At 64.1% G+C, this 16,046-nt stretch carries 15 protein-coding genes, 1 tRNA gene and 1 pseudogene; 11 read left to right on the top strand and 6 right to left on the bottom strand.

Annotation, left to right across the window (positions count from 1 at the left end):
- Positions 1-127: 127 nt before the first annotated feature.
- Entirely contained in the window at positions 128-622 is a 495-nt protein-coding gene (locus tag FGF80_RS02200) for a DUF309 domain-containing protein (protein ID WP_138651974.1), read from the bottom strand.
- 202 nt (positions 623-824) lie between these two features.
- Between FGF80_RS02200 and FGF80_RS19725 the strand changes: the two genes are divergently transcribed.
- A complete protein-coding gene (locus FGF80_RS19725; protein WP_006186918.1) occupies positions 825-953 on the top strand; it encodes a hypothetical protein in 129 nt (42 codons plus the stop codon).
- Between the two features lie 184 nt (positions 954-1,137).
- Here the strand turns inward: FGF80_RS19725 and FGF80_RS02195 are convergent, their stop codons facing one another.
- Both FGF80_RS02195 and FGF80_RS02190 read right to left on the bottom strand, forming a co-directional pair.
- On the bottom strand, positions 1,138-1,905 hold the full coding sequence (locus tag FGF80_RS02195; protein WP_138651972.1) for a hypothetical protein: 768 nt from the start codon (positions 1,903-1,905) through the stop codon (positions 1,138-1,140).
- Between the two features lie 84 nt (positions 1,906-1,989).
- Positions 1,990-2,256 (bottom strand): hypothetical protein, encoded by a 267-nt coding sequence (locus tag FGF80_RS02190; RefSeq protein WP_238705335.1) that lies wholly within the window; start codon positions 2,254-2,256, stop codon positions 1,990-1,992.
- A 269-nt stretch (positions 2,257-2,525) separates the two neighbouring features.
- Here FGF80_RS02190 and FGF80_RS02185 point away from each other — a divergent pair.
- The 6 genes from FGF80_RS02185 to FGF80_RS02160 all read left to right on the top strand — a co-directional run bounded on the left by FGF80_RS02185 (position 2,526) and on the right by FGF80_RS02160 (position 7,192).
- A tRNA-Leu gene (locus FGF80_RS02185) sits at positions 2,526-2,608 on the top strand.
- A 471-nt stretch (positions 2,609-3,079) separates the two neighbouring features.
- Positions 3,080-3,304 carry a hypothetical protein gene (locus FGF80_RS02180; RefSeq protein WP_138651970.1) on the top strand — a complete coding sequence of 75 codons (225 nt, stop codon included), beginning with the start codon at positions 3,080-3,082 and terminating at the stop codon, positions 3,302-3,304.
- A 233-nt stretch (positions 3,305-3,537) separates the two neighbouring features.
- The gene (locus FGF80_RS02175) at positions 3,538-4,341 is read left to right on the top strand and encodes an inositol monophosphatase family protein (protein ID WP_006186921.1); all 804 of its coding nucleotides are present in this window, start codon (positions 3,538-3,540) and stop codon (positions 4,339-4,341) included.
- An 87-nt stretch (positions 4,342-4,428) separates the two neighbouring features.
- A complete protein-coding gene (locus tag FGF80_RS02170; RefSeq protein WP_138651968.1) occupies positions 4,429-5,556 on the top strand; it encodes a DUF63 family protein in 1,128 nt (375 codons plus the stop codon).
- Between the two features lie 132 nt (positions 5,557-5,688).
- Positions 5,689-6,564 (top strand): NOP5/NOP56 family protein, encoded by an 876-nt coding sequence (locus FGF80_RS02165; protein ID WP_138651966.1) that lies wholly within the window; start codon positions 5,689-5,691, stop codon positions 6,562-6,564.
- Positions 6,557-7,192: a fibrillarin-like rRNA/tRNA 2'-O-methyltransferase gene (locus FGF80_RS02160; protein WP_138651964.1), complete on the top strand. Its 636-nt coding sequence runs from the start codon at positions 6,557-6,559 to the stop codon at positions 7,190-7,192. The genes FGF80_RS02165 and FGF80_RS02160 overlap by 8 nt, the downstream gene beginning before the upstream one ends.
- Positions 7,193-8,165: 973 nt before the next feature.
- Here the strand turns inward: FGF80_RS02160 and FGF80_RS02155 are convergent.
- A pseudogene (locus tag FGF80_RS02155) lies at positions 8,166-8,783 on the bottom strand (DUF7282 domain-containing protein); the annotation flags it as partial.
- A 463-nt stretch (positions 8,784-9,246) separates the two neighbouring features.
- On the opposite strand from FGF80_RS02155, the gene FGF80_RS02150 reads away from it, so the two are divergent.
- Both FGF80_RS02150 and FGF80_RS02145 read left to right on the top strand, forming a co-directional pair.
- Positions 9,247-9,963 (top strand): hypothetical protein, encoded by a 717-nt coding sequence (locus FGF80_RS02150; protein WP_138651962.1) that lies wholly within the window; start codon positions 9,247-9,249, stop codon positions 9,961-9,963.
- A gap of 161 nt (positions 9,964-10,124) precedes the next feature.
- Positions 10,125-11,207: a glutamate--cysteine ligase gene (locus FGF80_RS02145; RefSeq protein WP_006184187.1), complete on the top strand. Its 1,083-nt coding sequence runs from the start codon at positions 10,125-10,127 to the stop codon at positions 11,205-11,207.
- A gap of 135 nt (positions 11,208-11,342) precedes the next feature.
- On the opposite strand, the gene FGF80_RS02140 is transcribed toward FGF80_RS02145, so the two are convergent.
- On the bottom strand, positions 11,343-12,647 hold the full coding sequence (locus FGF80_RS02140; protein ID WP_006184188.1) for a dicarboxylate/amino acid:cation symporter: 1,305 nt from the start codon (positions 12,645-12,647) through the stop codon (positions 11,343-11,345).
- 261 nt (positions 12,648-12,908) lie between these two features.
- On the opposite strand from FGF80_RS02140, the gene FGF80_RS02135 reads away from it, so the two are divergent.
- On the top strand, positions 12,909-13,586 hold the full coding sequence (locus tag FGF80_RS02135; protein ID WP_006184261.1) for a helix-turn-helix domain-containing protein: 678 nt from the start codon (positions 12,909-12,911) through the stop codon (positions 13,584-13,586).
- Positions 13,587-13,617: 31 nt separating this feature from the next.
- Here FGF80_RS02135 and FGF80_RS02130 read toward each other — a convergent pair whose 3' ends face one another.
- Positions 13,618-14,742 carry a M24 family metallopeptidase gene (locus FGF80_RS02130; protein ID WP_138651960.1) on the bottom strand — a complete coding sequence of 375 codons (1,125 nt, stop codon included), beginning with the start codon at positions 14,740-14,742 and terminating at the stop codon, positions 13,618-13,620.
- A gap of 488 nt (positions 14,743-15,230) precedes the next feature.
- Here FGF80_RS02130 and FGF80_RS02125 point away from each other — a divergent pair, with 488 nt between their 5' ends.
- The gene (locus FGF80_RS02125; protein ID WP_138651958.1) at positions 15,231-15,935 is read left to right on the top strand and encodes a ferritin-like domain-containing protein; all 705 of its coding nucleotides are present in this window, start codon (positions 15,231-15,233) and stop codon (positions 15,933-15,935) included.
- Positions 15,936-16,046: the final 111 nt, after the last annotated feature.

The raw sequence follows: 16,046 nt of genomic DNA, 5'->3' as shown, positions 1-16,046 counted from the left end.
CCCGATCGGGGCGGACCTGTCACGGCCACGGAGTCACGACGTGGCTGCGGAGTCCGCGAATCGGACGGTGCCGTCCGTCTCGAGGGGCCGGGCGGTCGGCCGGCGGGCGGGATCGTTCCACCGGCGGTTAGTCGAGCCCCCGGGCGTACTCGAAATCGATCTCCGTCGCTTCCGGCCGGCCGCCGTCGAGTTCGATCCGCCAGCCGTGCAGTGCCGTCGGATCGTCCAGCGCGTTCGCGATCGTCGTCCGGACGTCGCGGACATCGACGCCGTAGTAGTCGTTCGGCACGTCATCGAGGTACTGCCCCGCCGTCTCGAAGAGGCTCCGCATCCCGTCGTCGTTCTCGAAGTCGAAGTGTTTGTAGGCTCCCGCCGCGACCTGCACCAGTCCGTGCAGAAACGCGCTTTCCGTCGTTCCGCGTCCGTAGTTGTACCACTCCGCTTCGAAACAGTCGTGCGATTCGTGAAACGCGCGGGCGTTAAAGAGGGCCACGCCGTGGACCACGGCCCGACGCAGCGTGCCGTGTTCCCATCCGTTCGATTCGGGTCGCCCCCGACGCCATCCGGTCGGGTTCCCCTCGGTCGGCGGGCCGACGGTGTAGTCCCGGGTGTGCTCATCCATGGGTCGTACTGAGCCGCTGGTGTGGTTCGGCTCCGCTCGAGCGGTCCGTCGCCGTCCACTCGCGCGAGTCGCGGTCCGGGGCGCGGGTGTGTTCGGCCATAGTCGATTGGAGGGTCGGTATGCGTGTAATTCCGTCGGTTACGCACACCCTATCGCTTGTAGGCACCGAATTTATGCCGGTTCGACCCATCGCACGGACTAGATGGCACAGCCTTACGGTCGGTGTGAGCACTGCGGCGAACGCCTCTACGCCCACATCGAGGGCGGGTACCAGTGTCTGAACTGTGAGCGGCGGTACACGGCGGCCGACCTCGAGCCCCGGACGGCCTGAGCGTCGGGACCGATCCGCCGTCGTCGCGCCCGCGCTCGAGACCGGTGGTCGAACCCGAGGAGCGAGTGGTCCTCGCCGACCACACTTGGTAGGTTGGTCGTGTCGGCGGGGCCGGACCCGTGGTTCGTCATCGGCGAGACGACCGTGACTGAACCGAAGACGGCGGCTCGAGGCGTCGACAAAATCAGAGTATGCCGCGAAGGAATAGAGATGGCTCACGGTGGAGCGATTCGGTGATATCGTGACGCACGAGAACGATGACTAGCAAAGCGACTCCGAGAAGGAGGATTAGGATGCCAAAAAGGATAGACGCGAGGAGTTGTGTTGCTTCCGATGCCGTCGCCAATACTACGCTAGAAAGAACGGAAAACGAGTTATTCAAATAATGGAGGACGATCGGATATATCGGTGCAACCCATAGCAATCCGTTGATGTTTCGACTCTCGAACGTGGCGTAAACGCCGACGGAGATCATGCTCAAAAGGGAATGGAAAAACACGCGATACAGGTAGAGGATATCCGGTTCACCAGCGTACGTGGTCGAGTGTTCGACTAAGCCGAATGTACAGCCGATTATGAGAGCAAGAGCGATACGAGGATAAATTGACTTCCCGAAGACCGCCGTCCCGATGAGTAACGCGACCCCGAACTTCAGCAATTCTTCGAAAATCGGGGCGATAATCACGATCCGCTGGATCATATTCAACCCAACAAAAAGTACGCTCCACAGACCGACCACAGCACAAGTGAGAGCGAAATAAATCGGTGATTCAGACAGCTCGTGGAGTCCACTCGGAATGGAATACGTTGGCCTTTCAGAATCCCTCAACAGTCCGATGAAAAGTATGATTCCTGCTGGGACGAGGAGAACGAGGGACCACCAGTCGGGCAAAAAGCTATCTGAAGGAAAGATTACGGCCAGATACTTTATGATGGAAGTCGTAAAATACATGGCCGGTAGATAGTTGATATTGCGGGTGCTAAATGACTGCAATGGAAGAACGTTTCATCGGTCTGTACCACGTGATAGGGCGCTTCAAGCGCTATCGGAATTATCCACTTTGATCGTTACCTCGTCGGCGGTATACCGTTTGTACGCAGCATAGGCAACGTTACCGACACCTAGAGTCCACCAAAGAGTTAATGCAGCGACGATGATATGGCCGAGGGCCGTTCCCCAATCCTTATCCTTCACACGAGCGCTACGTTCCCCTTGGCTTTTCACCTGGTAACCCTGCGTGATGTAGTCGTCAATAACTCGCTCCATTTCGCGTTGGTCGTCAACTCGTCGAATCCGACTCATAGTAAACCAACTGATACGGCAGGGATATAAATATTGATATTTACTGACTAGATTCTCAAGGGAGATTTGCAACCACTAGCTAATAGATTTATATCTATACCTTTCGCAACATACTTAGTTATAGTTTTTTAGACATGAATTAGTGGAATAAAGAAACACTATCCAAGATGTATCGTGTCTCCATAGCTGATGAGAGTATACATCCGAGGGAGTTACCGAGAGCTAAACCGGGCCATTTAACCCATGTACGGGTCTACGGAGAGATGCGTGCGAGGGTAGCCAAGCGGTCAACGGCGGCGGACTCAAGATCCGCTCTCGTAGGAGTTCGTGGGTTCGATCCCCTCCCCTCGCACTGACCACAGTGCGCGGCAAGACGGAGCGTCTTGCCCTCGCAAACTTCTGCTGCCGATCCGAACGCGACCAGCCGCCGGCTCGGCGGTTCGCTCGTCGGCCCGGTCGCCGTTCGGCCCCGCGACGGGGTCGCCCGCTCGAGCGACGAGGCTCCCGGTCCAAGCGTGTGCTTGGCGTGTTACTGGCGCGTTTCGTGCTCGTTTCGCTCTCGAGAACGATCCGTTCCGCGCCGTAAGCAGTAGATATAAGTCCCAATACGTCAACTGGTAAAGTGGAAGCCACGCTCCAGAATATAGGGGGCTGCACGCAAATGCCCCGGGTGCTAAGACACCCGAGACGTGGCTTCCAAAGCGCCCCGCTTTGGTTGCCATGCTTGCATACATTCTACCGGGATATAAACGTCCCGCACGACCACGGAATCGCCCGACGGAACCAGCTTCGGCTATGCATCGACGGTCGCGGAGTGGTCGGCATGCGTAGCGGCCGCGACGACCACGAGAGTGACGACACCGACGCCTGCGACAGCAGCACCGCCGACCGCGACGACACCGCCGCCAACCGCGACGACTCGTCGCCCCCCGACTGTCCGCGCTGTGGCGACCCGATCGCGTTCCTCACCGTCTCCGGTCCCATGACCGGCTCGGTCAGCCCCTGTGGCTGTTCGGTGCCGCCCGCGCTCGTCCACCGCGAGGACTGATCCGGGGCTCCGACTCGAGCCCCGGCGGCCAGCCGGCCGGGCGGCGGGAGCCATCGGAACCACCACCACTGTCGACATCCTCCGTCGATCGGCCGGCTCGTAAACGGGGCCTCGAGCGCGCTCTCCGGGACCGTTTCACCGGCCCGACAGCGGCGTCGCGCTCGGCGCGAACCGGTCGGGCCGCGGGACGACAGGTAGGATCACTTTTCACCCACGACTCCCGATGATGGGGCATGAACGAGCCCCAGTCGGACACCAGACGGGCGGCCGTTGCGATGCAGGCCGCCGCCGACGGTGCCACCGTCGCGGCGAATTCGTTTCGAACCGACCTCGACATCGAACACAAAGACGGGAAAACCGATGTCGTGACGCAGGTCGACCGGGACGCACAGGAGACGGTCATCGAGACCATCCGGACGGCGTTCCCGGACGATCCGGTCGTCGGCGAAGAGGAGGACGCGCTGAAGACGGTCCCCGAAACGGGTCCGGCCTGGATCGTCGACCCCATCGACGGCACGAACAACTACGTGCGGGGCTCGCGCGCCTTCGGCACCGCCGTCGCGGCCGTCGTCGACGGCGAGCCGGTCGCCGCCGCCTTCGACTGTCCCGCGCTGTCGGACACGTACCGCGTCGGCCCGGACGGCGTCTTCCGCAACGGCGAGCCGCTGTCGGTCAGCGACTGCACCGACCCCGAAACCGCCACCGTCTGCCCGACCTTTTGGTGGGACTTCGACCAGCGCGATCAGTACGCCACGGCCGCCCGCGCGGTCGTCGATCGGTTCGGCGACATGCGCCGATACGGCTGTACCCAACTCGAACTCGCGTTGGTCGCATCGGGCACGCTCGAGGGAACGATGACGAACCTGCAAACGAACCCGTGGGATACCGTCGCCGGCGTACAGTCGATCCGCGCGGCCGGCGGGGTCGTCACCGACCTCGAGGGGAACCGCTGGCGACACGACAGCACGGGCCTGGTCGCCTCGAACGGCGCGGTTCACGACGAACTGCTCGCTGCGACCCGCGAAATCGTCGCGTGAGCCGCGGGCCGATCCCGGTCAGCCGATCGGACAGTGCCGCGCATTGAAACCGGAAACGGTAAGCGGCCACCACTATCGGATTCCGGTATGGACGACTTCATCGACCGGTTCGGGGCCGAGCGCGTCTGGGCCGCGACCGTCGCGAGTCTCGCCGCCGCCGTGGTCCTCGGCGCGGTCCTGTTCCCCGATCGAGTGTACGTCGATTTCATCTGGCAGTACTTCTGGGGGCCGGTAGTCGCCGACGCGCACAGCTGGAACTGCGTCGCCTGGGCCGGCGGCCAAGAAATCCCCTGCAGCGAGGCCGGTGCCGGTGCCGGTCCGACCGCCGAGCCGGGCTACACCTTCGTCTCCTACGGCGGCTACATCCCGACGCTGGTCCTGTTGCTGACCGGGGTCATCTTTCTCATTCGCCGCCTCGAGATCGAACGGTACCGCGCGGGCTTTTTCGCCCTGTTCCCGTTCATGCTCTTCGGCGGCGCGCTGCGGGTCGTCGAGGACGTCAATGCGACGGCCTTCGAGGCGACCGGCGAGATGGCCATCCCGCTCCCGTGGTCCGGGTTCATCATCAGCCCGCTGATCTACTTTACCGTCTTCTTCATCGCCCTCTTCGCGGTCGTGACATCGGTGTGGCTCGACCGCAACGGCTACGTCTCGGGCTACGAGTACCCGCTGGCCGGAATCGGGACCGCGGCGCTGACGATCACGATCGCGTATCTGGCGTTCGTCGCCGCGACGGAACCCTACGCGGAGTTTCACCCGCTCGTTCCGCTCGTCGTGCTCGTCGGCGCGACGCTCACGACGGCGCTCACCTGGATCGCACTCGAGCGGGTCGCCCCGGAACTGAACCGCGGCACCCGGTCTATGGGGCTCGTCGTCATCTGGGCCCACGCGGTCGACGGGGTCGCGAACGTCGTCGGCCTCGACTGGGCGACCTCCCTCGGCCTGCCGGCCAACCTCGTCCCGAAACACCCGATCAACCGGGCGATCGCGAACACGACGGCCGACGTGTTGCCCGCCAATATCGTCGCCGCCACCGGGTCGGCCTGGCCGTTCCTGCTCGTCAAAATCGCGGCCGCCGTCTTCGTCATCTGGATCTTCGACGAGACGGTCTTCGAGGACAGCCCCCGCTACGCCGTCTTGCTCATGATCACCGTCGTCGCCGTCGGCCTGGGTCCCGGGACCCGCGACATGCTGCGGGCGACGTTCGGCGTCTGATCGGCTCCGGTTTGCGCGTCATCGTATTCGGCTCGTCGCTCACGTTGCTTTCGAGCCCGGGCTCCCGACGACCGCGCGAGTGGCGCGACCGCGAACGGGGAGTTTAATCGCCCGCGGCGGGAACAAGCGTGCATGAGTGAGACGAACGGCTGGTTCGCGGCCGGGGACCGCGACGATCCCGACGCGATGACGACCGCGATTCGCCAGGGGAGCGCCGACGAGCCCCGCGATTGGCCCGCCCTCGCGGTCGAGGCCGGATTCGCAAGCGAGGCCGAGGAGTACTACGACGCCCTCCGCGAGGCGACGACGGCCGCGACGCGGGCCGCGGTGACCGAACGCGAGCGGGCCGACGACCGCCAGCTCGTCCACGCGATCCGGGCCATGGACGACTGCAGTCGGACGGCCAACGAACTCGCCGAGCGGCTGGCGGAGTGGGCCGGAACCGTCGACCCCGATGCGGGGACCGGCATCGAGTACGCCAGAACGCTCGCACGCGGGGAGGCCGACGACGACCTCGCGGAGCCCGCGATCAGGTCGCTCGCCGAGCGCGTCGCCAACCTCGCCGACGAGGCCGACGAACTCCGGGAGTTCGTCGACCGTCGGACCCCGGCCGTCGCGCCGAACCTCTCGGCGCTGGCCGAGCCGGTCCTCGCGGCTCGGTTGATCGCGCTTGCCGGCGGCTTAGAGGAACTCGCGAAGAAACCCAGCGGCACGGTACAGGTATTGGGTGCGGAGGACGCCCTGTTCGCCCACCTGCGCGGGCACGCGCCCTCGCCCAAACACGGGATCATCTACACGCACGACGCGGTTCGGGGTACCCACCCCGAGAATCGCGGCTCGGCGGCGCGCGCAGTGGCCGGCAAACTCTCCATCGCCGCTCGTGTCGATCACTACTCGGGCGAGTTGAAGCCCGAACTCGAGGCGGAACTCGCCGAGCGAATCGAGACGATCCAGGCGCGGACGACGGGAGACGACGCCGGCAGCGACGGGGGTGCCGCCGATGAGTGAGCAGCTTCCGGCGGGGGTCGAGCGCCACGCGTTCGACGGGACCGACCGCCTCGCGACGCGAGGGGAGCCGGTCTACGGCGAACCGACGGACGGCGAGTGGCGGGCATGGAACCCACACCGGTCGAAGCTCGGCGCGATGCTCGAGGTGGGCATGGACACCGGCCTCGAAGGCGGCGAGACGGTCCTCTATCTGGGAGCCGCGAGCGGGACGACGGTGAGCCACGTCGCCGATTTCGCGGGCCCGACCTATGCAGTCGAGTTCGCCGCGCGGCCGGTGCGGGATTTGCTCGAGACCGCGGACTCACGCGAGCGACTCTTTCCGCTCCTGAAGGACGCCCGGAAGCCGGAGACCTACGCCCACATCGTCGAGTCGGACGTGGACGTGATCGTGCAGGACGTGGCAACGCGGGGGCAGGCCCGCGTAGCGCTCGAGAACCGGCGGTTCTTGGCCGACGACGGCCGGCTCCTGTTGGCCGTCAAGGCCCGGAGCGAGGACGTGACGCGGGAGCCTGCTGCTGTGTTCGCGGACGTTCGCGAAGAGCTATCGGAGGGGTACGAGATTCTGGAGACGGAACTGCTCGAGAACTACCACGCGGATCATCTCGGCATCGTGGCGCGACCGCGGTGAGTGACGTCCTCCTCGCCGTAAACGGCGAGGCTTCCCCAGCACGAGGAAACCCGGCCTGTTGCCGAGCAGGTTTCAGGACCCTCTCTCCCGAGGTCGATGGAACGGGTTTCGTTCCTCGCTCGGGAGCGTCCTGTGGCACCGCCACGTGTGCTCCCATCCGCAAGCGTGTCATTGACGCTCGGTTTCTCAGAGCGTCTCTCACCCAAGCGGTCATGCCTCACGGTATCGACGGTCCGGTCACACTTAGCCGCCCGTACCTATCAGGTCGGTTTACCGTGCTCGCGAACGACGCGAACCCCGCATCCGATGAACCGTGGTCCATCCGACCGTGGGAACCTTCGCCCTGGAAAACCCAGGACGTTGGTTTCAGCGCGTCTCGTACTTCCGCGCAAGTGCCGAAAGCCGACGTAACCCTTGCAAATACGTACGGTACGGTGTGTACTAAGTATTGGGGTTTCGTACCGACCGGTGACGGTGGTTTACGTTGTCGAGTGATACGATTCACGCCCGCCGTAAACGGCGTGATTCTCTCGCTGTTTAAAGATAGGGCAAGTGACCGCCACCGACGCGGGGCGGGCGCTGCTGGCACGACGCATCACCCAGCTCGCGGTCGCCGACGACGGGACGCGGATCATCTGAGACGGTCACTCGAGACGCACGAACCGGTGGGAAAAACGGACGGTGATCGCTACGGCTCCGACTCGTTGTCCATCATCTCGTCATCCCTCATCTCGTTGTCCATCATCTCGTCATCCCTCATCTCGTTGTCCATCATCTCGTCATCCCTCATCTCGTTGTCCATCATCTCGTCATCCCTCATCTCGTTGTCCATCATCTCGTCATCCCTCATCTCGTTGTCCATCATCTCGTCATCCCTCATCTCGTTGTCCATCATCTCGTCATCCCTCATCTCGTTGTCCATCATCTCGTCATCCCTCATCTCGTTGTCCATCATCTCGTCATCCCTCATCTCGTTGTCCATCATCTCGTCATCCCTCATCTCGTCGTCCATCGTCTCGTTGTCCATCATCTCGTCGGCCATCGTCTCGTTCATCCCATCCTCGAGCGTGATCAGCGCGTCGTCGATCACCGGCTCGCCGTCACTCGTGTAGGGGCCGTCGGCCTCGGGGAACTCGTACGTCCGGTTGTCGTTGGTGTCCTGATGGGCCATCGCGATCAGGACCTGGCTCTCCTCGAGGGAGTCGTTGAGTTCGACGGTCACGTTTTCGTGGTCGCCGGACGGTAAGTAAGAGGAGTTACCCAGGACCGCCCCTGGCTCGTACTCTTCGGAGACGTTCGTCACGGTCTCGTTCTCGTCCGCCGTCATGTTGTCCGTCGCGTTTTCGTCCACGGGCGCGGCCGCATGGATGACGGCGAAGCCGCCCTCGGGGAGCGTCGTGTTATTGACCACGACTGCCGACCCGTTCGACGTCTGGTTCTCGAACGTCACTGTCGCTGTTTGGTTCCCCGTTTCGTTGTCCTGGGCCGTGCTGGCGTCGATCGCGGCAAACGCGATGCTCGCCCCCGAGAGGAGGACGAGCGTCGCGATGACTGCGACGCCGACGGTTCTTGCACGCGGTAGCATGACCATCGGTGATACCGTCACAGTTCGGCAAAAACCGGTGGTTTCGTTCGAGCGTTTCAGGAGTAGAAACATCCGAATTCGATGGACCGGACGACTGGGGTAAGAGATCTATTCCGACCTCACTCAGTGGTGTAATAGCGTTCTGCTGAGGTGCGTCTCGAGGGAGCCACCCCCACAGTAGCGTTGGAAACGGTCCGAGGTGTGACGTCCCTGTCTCCTCGAGAGCGGTGGCTGACCTCGCGACAGCCGAGGGCGCGGCGTCGGGATGCCCCGCCGGACGCGGGATGGCGGTCGAACACACGGAACCCGTGGAATCGCGATCCGAGAGGAACGACTGAATCGAGGGACACACTGATCGCGCAGCCGTCGTGCGAGCGGGTGTGCAGTGACGTTCACTGGCGACGATAGCTCAAGTGCGTCTTTCACCCAGTAGAAGAGTTTTACAAACCTCGACTGTAGGGGAAAGGAGATGACGTGTAACAGACGACGATTCCTCGCCGGAACCGCCCTCGCGACGGTCGCATCGGCCGGCTGTCTACAGGCCGACGACCAGACTGAGACCGGCGACGGAAACGGGAACGACGACGGCGACGCCGATTCGGAACCGACAAGCGCGGTTCCGGAAGACCCGCGCGTTGACGAGCCGCCGTACGAAATCGAGTCGCAACCGACCGAGCCCGAGGAATGGAACCAGCTGTACCTCTGTGCGAACATGCCGGGGGACTCCGACCTCGAGTTCCAGACGGTATCGGCTCCCCGGGCCGACCTGCTGCTCCGGACGGCCGATACCGAGGACGAGGCGTACGCCGTTCGCGCCCTCACGAGCGCGGCGGAGGTCCGCGAGGTGTTCGAACTCGGTGACGACGGCAGTGATGAGGGCTCTGAAGAGCCCATCGACGCGATCGACTTCGAGGAAACCGTCCTGCTCGTCGTCGAATCCGGCTTCGGTTCGGGCTCGGTCACCCATCACTGGAAGCGCGCGGAGGCGACCGACCGCGGCGTCCACCTCCACGGCTGTCAGACGACGCCGTTCAAGCAGACGAGCGACCTCACCGCGCGGCATTCGGTCGTTCGCGTCGAGCGCCCCGAGTCGTTCGAACTCGCCCGCGTGAGCCTCACCGTCGGCGCGGAGCGACGCGTCCATTTCAACGCTACCGAAGGCGTGGTCACCGTCGACGCCGAGTAGCGATCCCTCATCTCGAGGAGGGCTGACGCCCGGCCCAACTCGAGCGCTCGTCGCGACGCGAGTCGGCGTCCCGATCGATCGACGGCGGTGCGTCGTTCGGTTCCCGGCCGGACGCTCCGACTCCAAACCGTATTTACTGTCGGCGACGAAAGCAGGGCACGATGGAACGCGGGTCGCGGGAATCGTTTACGCGCATGGGGACGCTGGGGATCGAGGAGGAGTGTTTCGTCGTCGACGACGACGGCCGCCCCACCAGCGGGACCGACGAACTCGTCTACGAACACGACCCGCCCGAAATCCTCGCGGACCGCCTGGATCACGAACTGTTCAAGTTCGTCATCGAGACCCAGACGCCGTTGATCGAAACCCCGGACGACGCCCGTGACTCGCTGCTCGAGATCCGGCGGGCGCTGGTCGAACACGCCGAGGCCCACGGCTATCGCATCGCCGCCGCCGGCCTCCACCCGCTCGCGAAGTGGCGCGAACTCGAGCACGCGGAGAAACCCCGCTACCGATCGCAGCTCGACCGGATTCAGTACCCACAACACCGGAACACGACCGCGGGCGTCCACGTCCATGTCGGCGTCGACGACGCCGACAAGGCGGTCTGGATCGCCAACGAACTGCGGTGGTACGTCCCGATCATGCTCGCCCTTTCCGCGAACTCGCCGTACTGGAACGGGTTCGACACCGGGCTCCAGTCCGCCCGCGCCAAGATCTTCGAAGCGCTCCCCAACACCGGCATGCCGACCCACTTCGAGGACTTCGAGACGTTCGACCGGTTCGAGCGACGGATGCTCGAGACCGAGTCGATCAACGATCGCGGCGAACTCTGGTACGACGTGCGGCCACACACCGCCCACGGAACCGTCGAAGTGCGCACGCCGGACGGGCAGGCCGACCCCGAAACCGTGCTTGCGTTCGTCGAGTACACCCATGCGCTCGTCGAAGCCCTCGCCGAGGCGTACGAGGACGGGACGAGCGGCCATCGCCACCGCCGGGAACTACTGGACGAAAACAAGTGGCGAGCCATCCGCTACGGCCAGGATGCCGCCTTCATCGATCGTGATCTCGACGGCACCGTCGACCTCGGCGAACTCGTCGATCGGGAGTGTGAACGACTGGGGATCGACGGCATCAAAGACGTCTACGAGCGGGAGAGCGGTGCGGACAGACAGCGCCGCCTGCTCGAGGAGGACGGTCCCGACGCGCTCTGTGAATCGCTCATGTTGCAGTCTCACTGAGTCCGTGGCAGTCGCGCAGAAATCCGGAGAATACCCGCAGCGCCGTTCGGTGCGACGCGCGGATACGATGCGGTCGCGATCGGGGATCGACTCGTCTCGAGTCGGATTTCGGAGGGTCGTCTATCGCGGTCTCGGTTAGTCGTCCGTCGTACTCACGGACTCTTGGGTGAGGCCAACCGATCCGTCGGTCCAGACGCCGCCCGTGAGATCGATCGCGTCGTTCCACTTTGCGACTACCGTCGTCACTGCCAGGTCGCCGGCGATGTTGTTCATCGTCCGAAGGCGGTCGAGCAGCGGATCGATTCCCGCGATCATCCCGATGACCTCGAGCGGGAGGCCGACCTGTGTCAACACCGCGGTCATCATGACGAGGCTTGCGCTGGGAACGCCCGCGGTGCCGATACTCGCGAGGAGTGCGGTAAGCAGGATGGCGAACTGCTCGGCGAGCGTAAGGGAGACACCGGCCATGTTCGCGGCGAAAACCGCGACGATGCCGAGGTACATCGATGTTCCGTCCATATTGATGGTCGCACCCAGCGGCAGTGAGAAGCCGTACACGCGCTCTTCGATGCGGAGGTTCTCGTCGGCGTCCGACATCGTGATGGGAAGCGTCGCGGTCGAGGACCGGATGCTGAGCGCCGTGATGAGCGCCTCCTTGATACCGCGCAGGAAGGCCACCGGCGACGCGCCGACCGCCCCGCGGATGAGCAAAAGGAGGTAGACGAGGGTGATCTGGAGGGCGATCGCGACCGCGAGAGTCAGCGAGAGGGTGAAGTACGCACGGATCGCTTTCACGCCGACATCCCCGAACAACGCCGCCATTAGTGCGAACACACCGATGACGCCGAACTCCATAATCCCCCAGACGATTTTGAACATAACCTCCGCGCCGGCGTCGACGATGTCGAAGATGGTTTCGATGCCGTTCCGGACCGCCGAATCCGGTTCGGCTTCCGCTCGTACCATCGTCATCCCGAGGCCGAAGATGAGGGTGAAAAAGATGATCGCGAGGATGTTCCCCTCGGCTATCGCGGCGAACGGGTTCTCGGGGACGATACTGAATATCTGGTCCACGAGCGACGGCGTCTGTTCGGTCTGGACATCGGTCTGCTTGACGGTTATTCCCGTCCCGGGATCGATGAGATTGCTCACGCCCAGCCCCATCGCGATAGCGACGGCCGTCGTGGCGAGATACAGGACGACGACCTGTCCGCCGACCTTCCCCAGATTCTTCGGGGAGAGTTCCCGCGTCGCCATCAGCAACGTAAAGATGATGATGGGGACGATGATCATCTCGAGTAAGCGAACGAATAGATCACCGACCGGCTGCAGCGACGTTGCCGGCTGACCGACTACCAGCCCAACGAGAGCACCGAGAACGAACGCGACTGCGATTCGGTAAACGATCGGAACTGATCGGTATTGTTTCAAAATTGACATGAGTTGTCCAATTCTGACCTTCAATATAAAATTTTGGAAACGGATGATAATTCTTCCGGGTTAGGAATCAGCAACAGCCGCGGTGGTACGTCCCGCCGTACAAAATCCGAGCCGATCGATCACCCGATCGAGTCGCCTGCCACCGGCATAGAACGCGTTGAAACCGCCACGCCTGGCTCGTTCGGCTGTCTCCGAGCACCGCCGCGTTGGCCCCGCAAAGGTTTAACTCCGCTCGAGGCCTCGTCCTGTACGAGTAGACACATGAGTTCCGACGACACCGACGAGGGCCCGATCGACGGCGCGGACGATCGAGACGAATCGCTCGAGGCACCGGACGAGTTCGTCGACCACGACGGGGACGCTGGCGGTCGCAGCCCGCCCGTCGAGGAACTCGACCAGCGGATCGTCGACCTGCTTTCGTGGATCCTGGACACGGAGACCCGCGCGAAGATCTACGTGTACCTGTTGGCCACCCCCGGCAGCACCTCCGAGGAGGTCGCGAAGGGAACCGGCCTCTATCCGAGCACCGTCCGTGAGGCGCTCGCGGAACTCCACGAGGAAGAGCGGGTCACCCGAGAGAAGCGGGCCAACGAGGGGGCCGGGAACAACCCCTACGAGTACACGGCGATCCAGCCAAGCGACCTCGTCGGCGGCGTCGTCGATCAGGTCCAGCAGGAACTGAACACCATTTTCACGCTCGACCGGGTCCTCGACCGCGAGGCCGAGCGCGAGCCACGAACCGGACTCGAGAACGACATCGAACCCGTCACGATCACCGTCGACGACACGGCTCCGACGGCGGACACCGACGCCGACTCGAACGCCGACGACGCCGATGTCATCGAGTTCGATGACGACACGCGGCTCGAGTCCGCCGACGAGGCGGACGGCGACAGGGCCGAAAGCGACGGCTCGGACGCGCAGACGGACGACGAGTAACAGTAACGCCGCGGCCGTCAGTCCCCTCTCGTCACTCCTCGAGCTCGAGGACGTCGTGTCGCTCGAGTTCCAGTTCGTGCCCGACCGCGTCGACGGTCGTCGTCGGCCAGCGGTCCATCGACGTCAGCACCTCGATGCCCTCCTCGGTGACGAGCGCCGTATCCTCGCTTTTCGCGCCCTGTACCGTCGGATTCCATGCGTAGGCCATCGGTGCGTCGACCGGCGCATCGTGGCCTGGCGTGGCGATCCACTCCCGGCCCGCGAACCCGGCGGCACCGCCCTGATGGTGGCGCTCCCACTCGCCCTCGTAGCCGACCGCGTCGTACGCGTCCTGAATCGCGGCGAAAACGTCGCCGGCGGTGCCGGCGCGTTCGGCCCCGCTGCCCCCGTTTGCGGCTGCCGCTTGCGTCGCGGCCAGTGCCGTCGTCTCGATGCGAGCCGCGGCCTCGTGGCGCGATGCCAGCCATGCGGGCGGATCGAAGGCGACGGTCCGGGTACAACTCGCGTGAAGGCCGGCCCGCTCGGCGGTCACGGAGACGAGCGCGTAATCGCCGAGTTCGGCCTCGGTGGGCGTATAGTGGCGATACTGCTGGACCCGTTCCGACCCGCCGACGAGCACGACCGGAGCCTCGATCCCTCGAGCGGAGAGCGCGATCCGCAGCGCCGAGGCGGCCTCGTGTTCGGTATCGCCGGATTGCAGTTCCCGACAGACGGACTCGACGGCGGCCGCCGTCTGCGCGCCGAGTTCGCGATACCGCTCGCGGTCGCGTTCGGTCAACGGCTGGCGCAACGGCATCGGATCGACGGATTCGAAGCCGGGGATGTCGATATCGGCCGCGGCTCGTTCGTCGGTCCCGACGAACTCGGCGACGGCGTCGGCCAGCGATGACGCGTACCACGGGAACCGCTCCACGGAAACCGCGTCCGCTTCGAGGTCGGGAAGTTCCTCCGCGACGATGCGGTCGGCTTCGATGGTGTCCGTCACCAGGGTCAGGCCGTCGCCGTCGTACCCGACCGCCGCGACTCCACTCTCGCTCTCGCGGTCGATAACGCTGTTTCCACCGGTGAGCCACGCAAACGAGTTCGGCCGGGCGAACCAGACCGAATCGAGGTCGTGGGACTCGAGGTAGGCCTCGAGTCGCGCGCGTTTGTCCATGTCAGATGCTGGCGAGGGTGGGCCTTGAAAGCGGCGAACGCCGAGCAGGCGATCGGCGTGACTATCGAATATCGACAGTCGCTCGGGGTCGAGTCGCGACCGTACGCTGTCCCTACTCGCGCTCGGTTCGACCCTGTCCGCCGCCGGGTGGCCGAATCAGCGTCTCTCACGCACGTCATCGTTTCAGTCGTTTCCGAGCGTGAGGGGCTGCTCTCGGTCGTCTACCGGCCGTCTAGCGGTTCGTTAGCGGGATCGCACGGCACTGTCGCCGTGGGCTGGGTGGCTCTCGAGGTCGGGTGGCCGCGGCTTCCTCGAGACGGGGACGGTCGGCGGCTCCTGGACGACCCGTTTCGATGCCGATATAACAGGTAAATTCGCCCGTTGCCGTGGAACGACAGCTGTAGGCAAAAGTGAACGTTGGACGCGGAAACGATACCCCGATACTTAGCGTCGATTCGTGGAAGGTCGGGGCGGGTAGTACTCATCCGATGACTGATCACAATTCGAACCGCTTCGACCTCGGTCGGCGACCGGTCCTCGGTGGCCTCGCCGGAGCAGTAGCGACTGGTGCGATCGGAACCGCGGCGGCCAGTAGCCAACAGCAGGACGGATCGACCGACAACACGGGACAGGACGACTCGGGGGGCGGACCGCCCGATGCAGTTTCCAACGAGTTCGAGAGCGACCTCGAGATCATCAATTACGCGCTCACCCTGGAGTACCTGGAAGCGGAGTTCTACACGCGTGGCATTCAGAACATCGACGACGCGGCCCTCGAGCAGCAGTTCGAGGGCTGGGGCCCGATTCAGGAGCGGGTCGCGGACCGACTCCGCGTCGTTCGGGATCACGAAATCACCCACGTGGGCGTCCTCGAGCAGTCGATCGAGACGCTGGGTGGCGACCCCATCGAGCAGCCGACGTTCGACTTCGGCACGGCCGTCCAGGAGCCGGCGGAGTTCATCGCCACCGCGGCCACGCTCGAGGATGTCGGCGTCTCGGCGTACGCGGGTGCAGCGCCGTTTCTCGAAATGGCCGAACTCGTTCCCCCGGCGCTCAGCATCCACAGCGTCGAGGCACGACACGCCTCGTACCTGCGGGAGTTGAACGGCGAGGTCGGGTTTCCGATGGCTTTCGACCAGCCCCGTTCCCGCTCGGAGGTACTCGAACTAGCGGGCGATTTCATCGTCGAGTAGCCGACGGACCCGGTATGCGGTCTTTTTTGCATCGTCACTCGAGCGCCGATCACGGCCCCTCGTCGGCGACGGAGACGCAACTCCCACGGCACTGCATAACTCGGTCAACCT

Origin of the sequence: Natrinema pallidum (assembly GCF_005890195.1) — an archaeon.
GTDB classification, from domain to species: domain Archaea; phylum Halobacteriota; class Halobacteria; order Halobacteriales; family Natrialbaceae; genus Natrinema; species Natrinema pallidum.
The sequence above is the reverse complement of the archived record's forward strand: the minus strand, read 5'-3'. Positions and strand labels throughout refer to the sequence as shown.